General features: G+C 64.1%; 2 protein-coding genes and 1 pseudogene. 2 read left to right on the top strand and 1 reads right to left on the bottom strand.

The genetic code is table 11. The annotated features are described in order from the left end of the window. Positions 1–652: pseudogene (locus VK519_RS15465) on the bottom strand (phage tail sheath family protein); the annotation flags it as partial. Between the two features lie 489 nt (positions 653–1,141). On the opposite strand from VK519_RS15465, the gene VK519_RS15460 reads away from it, so the two are divergent. Together VK519_RS15460 and VK519_RS15455 are read left to right on the top strand one after the other, a co-directional pair. Further along, a complete protein-coding gene (locus VK519_RS15460; protein WP_324351228.1) occupies positions 1,142–3,379 on the top strand; it encodes an NADP-dependent isocitrate dehydrogenase in 2,238 nt (745 codons plus the stop codon). A 50-nt stretch (positions 3,380–3,429) separates the two neighbouring features. Further along, positions 3,430–3,842: GNAT family N-acetyltransferase (locus tag VK519_RS15455; protein WP_324351226.1), on the top strand; the 413-nt coding region annotated here is incomplete at its 3' end.

Here is a 3,842-nt window from a genome sequence, read left to right as displayed (position 1 = left end):
GCAGCGCCGCGATGAAGGTAGCGTCGGTCTCGGCAAGGATGGCACCGTCCACGCCACCAGCAAGCTTTGCCGTGTCCGGCGGCGTGCCATCGGCCTTCAACACGGTGTCGGCAGGCGGTGTGGTCGGCGTACCTACCAGCTCAGCATTGACGAAGGCCGATTGGTGGGTCAACACGTTGGTTGCGAAGCGGGGATCGGTCGCCGTCATCGACAACGCGTCGAACACCTCGCTGGCGCCCGTCTTGGTGTTCAGTACCGTCAGGCGGAATGTTTTTCCATCGCTTGCGGCCTTGGTCAGCACGGCGTAGTCGCCGGCCCATCCGCCAACGCTCTTGGCGGTGAGCTTGATCTTGCCGTCCAGGGTAACGGTAGCGGCCTTGGCGTCGGCCGCGGCCAGTCGCACGATATAAGCCTGGCCACCGCCATTCTGGAAGAACTGGTTCACCGCGTTGCCCAGCTTGCTGCGAGCATCGATGCCGCCGTAGCTGCGCACGAAGTCGGTGAAACTCAGCACCAGTCCGGCCTTGTCGGTCGGGCCGGTGGGCGCCCAGCCGGCAAATGCGGCGATGGAGGTGGCCACGCCGGTAATGGTATGGACGCCGCTGGGAATTTCCTCGACGTATACGCCTGGATAACTCAGGGTCACTGGCATGCTCATCTCCCCGATGGCACATGGGCGGCCGACACCGCGGACCGCTGTGCGGGCCCGTTCGATTCGGTTCGATGCCAATGTGCGAAAGCCGCCGCTGCGGGCGTCCGGTCACGAAAGGTATGCCGTGGCCGGTGGAAAGTTGACCGCATGGCTCCGATGCAGTCATTTGAAAAAGAAGATGGGAGCGCCCCTCAGCCGCCCGATCCGCGTTGAAGTAGACGCGCACGCACATTTTCAAGCAATTCAACGGAGTGCATAGGCCATGCGAAGTAAGGCGGGAATCCGTGATGGCCGTCGCGTATGCACGCAGGCACAGCGTGTAAACGCCACGCCGGTTCATGCTTCCCCGGCATGAGGCTTATTCCCCACCATGCTTTGCCTCTGGCGGCCTCACGGGCGACAATAAGCGGCTTGCCCGGCCCCGGCATCTAGGCGGTGGTCCGGTGACCCTTAACTGGCGCCATGCCGTACCGAGAGGTCCATCCCTACATGTCCCACTCCCCGACGATCATCTACACGCTGACCGACGAAGCGCCGTTCCTGGCTACCCAATCCCTGCTCCCCATCATCGACGCGTTCACCGGCACCGCCGGCGTGAAGGTGGAAACCCGCGACATCTCGCTCGCCGGGCGCATCCTGTCGCAATTTCCCAACGTACTGAAGGACAACCAGCGCGTGGCCGACGATCTGGCGGAGCTTGGCCAGCTGGCCACCACGCCGGACGCCAACATCATCAAGCTGCCCAACATCAGTGCCTCGGTGCCCCAGTTGAAGGCTGCGGTGAAGGAACTGCAATCCCAGGGCTACGCCCTGCCCGATTACCCCGATGTCGCCAGCGACGAGGCCTCCAGGGAGATCCAGGCGCGCTACGGGCGCGTGATGGGCAGCGCGGTGAACCCGGTGCTTCGCGAGGGCAATTCCGACCGCCGCGCGCCGCTTTCGGTCAAGAACTACGCCCGCAAGCACCCGCATCGCATGGGCAAGTGGGCCAGTGATTCGAAAACGCACGTGTCGCACATGGACAGCGGCGACTTCTACGGTAGCGAAACCTCCACCACGACGGCCAAGGCCGGGAGCCTGCGCATCGAGTTCGTGGCGAAGGACGGTGCCGTCACGGTGCTGAAGGACAAGATCAAGGTCGAACTTGCCGAAGTGGTGGACGCGGCGGTGATGAGCCGCAAGGCACTGGCCAGCTTCATCGATGCGCAGATCGCCGATGCGAAGGCTTCGAACGTGCTGTTCTCGCTGCACCTGAAGGCCACCATGATGAAGGTGTCCGACCCGATCATGTTCGGCGTGGCGGTGGGTGAGTTCTACAAGGGCGTGCTCGACAAACACGCCGCGGCGCTTAAGTCGGTGGGATTCAATCCCAACAACGGCATCGGCGACCTCTACACCCGCATCGCAAGCCTTCCGGCCGACCAGAAATCCGCCATCGAGGCGGATATCAAGGCGCTTTACGCCGATCGTCCGAAGCTTGCCATGGTGAACTCCGACAAGGGCATCACCAGCCTGCACGTGCCCAGCGACGTCATCATCGACGCCTCGATGCCGGCGATGATCCGCGACTCCGGCGGCATGTGGAACGCCGAGGGCAAGCTCCAGGACACCAAGGCGGTCATTCCGGACCGTTCGTACGCCGGCGTGTACCAGGCCGTGATCGATGACTGCAGAACCCACGGTGCGTTCGACCCCGCCACCATGGGCAGCGTGCCCAATGTCGGCCTGATGGCGCAGAAAGCCGAGGAATACGGCTCGCACGACAAGACCTTCCAGTTGCCCGGCGCGGGCCAGGTGCGCGTGGTGGACGACGCCGGCAAGACGGTGCTTGAACAGGCCGTGGAAGAAGGCGATATCTTCCGCATGTGCCAGACCAAGGATGCTCCCATCCAGGACTGGGTGAAGCTTGCCGTCGGCCGCGCGCGCCTGTCCGGCACGCCGGCGGTGTTCTGGCTCGACGCAAAGCGCGGCCACGATGCGCAGATGATCGCCAAGGTCGAACGCTACCTGAAAGACCACGACACGGCGGGGCTGGACATCCGCATCATGAATCCCGTCGATGCCACCAGGCATTCGCTCGAGCGCATCCGCAAGGGCCAGGATACGATCTCGGTCACCGGCAACGTGCTGCGCGACTACCTCACCGATCTCTTCCCGATCATGGAGCTAGGTACCAGCGCCAAGATGCTCTCGGTGGTGCCGCTGATGGCCGGTGGCGGCTTGTTCGAGACGGGCGCCGGTGGTTCGGCGCCCAAGCACGTGCAGCAGTTCGTCGAGGAAAATTACCTGCGCTGGGATTCGCTGGGTGAATTCCTGGCCCTGGCAGCTTCGCTCGAACACCTGGGCGAGCACTTCCACAACGCCCGGGCTTCGCTTCTGTCGCGCACGCTGGACCAGGCCAACGGCAAGTTCCTCGACAGCAACAAGTCGCCGGCGCGCAAGGTGGGCGAGCTCGACAACCGCGGCAGCCATTTCTACCTGGCCATGTACTGGGCGCAGGCCCTGGCCGCACAGGATGAAGACAAGCCCCTGCAGGCACTGTTCACCGAGATCGCCAAAACACTCACCGACAACGAAGACACCATCGTCGGCGAGCTCAACGGCGTGCAGGGCCAGCCGGTGGATATCCGCGGCTACTACCACCCGGACCTGCAGCTCCTGGCCAAGGCCATGCGGCCCAGCCCGACCTTCAACGCCGCCCTGGCAAAGCTCGTGGCCAGCCGCTGACGCGGCACCGGGGAGCCGGTACGCCGGCTCCCCCTTTTTTTGCCCACGCCATGCACATCCGCCCGTACGACTTTCCCGACCTCGAGCTGCTGATGGCCCTTTGGGAACGCAGCGTGCGCGCCACGCACGATTTCCTCGGCGAAGCGGTGATCGGGCAACTGGTGCCCGTCGTCCGGCGACATGTGTTTCCGGTGATCGAGACCTGGGTGTTGGTGGACCGCGGCGACATCCTGGGCTTCGTGAGCCTGAACGGAAGCAAGGTGGAAGCGCTGTTCGTGGACCCTGCGCACATGGGCAAGGGCGCCGGCGGCCGATTGCTGCAGCACGCGCGCAAGCTCAAGGGCACGCCGCTGACGCTGGACGTGAACGAGCAAAACTTAAGTGCGCTCACCTTCTACCGAAAACAGGGTTTCACCGTCACCGGCCGCTCGCCGGTGGACGGCATGGGCCTACCCTTTCCCCT

It is taken from the genome of Pinirhizobacter sp., assembly GCF_035317885.1.
GTDB lineage: Bacteria > Pseudomonadota > Gammaproteobacteria > Xanthomonadales > Rhodanobacteraceae > Pinirhizobacter.
The sequence above is the reverse complement of the archived record's forward strand: the minus strand, read 5'-3'. Positions and strand labels throughout refer to the sequence as shown.

Coding starts and splice junctions, on each gene's coding strand:
- VK519_RS15460 (WP_324351228.1), top strand. CDS start 1,142: ATGTCCCACTCCCCGACGATCATCTACACGCTGACCGACGAAGCGCCG.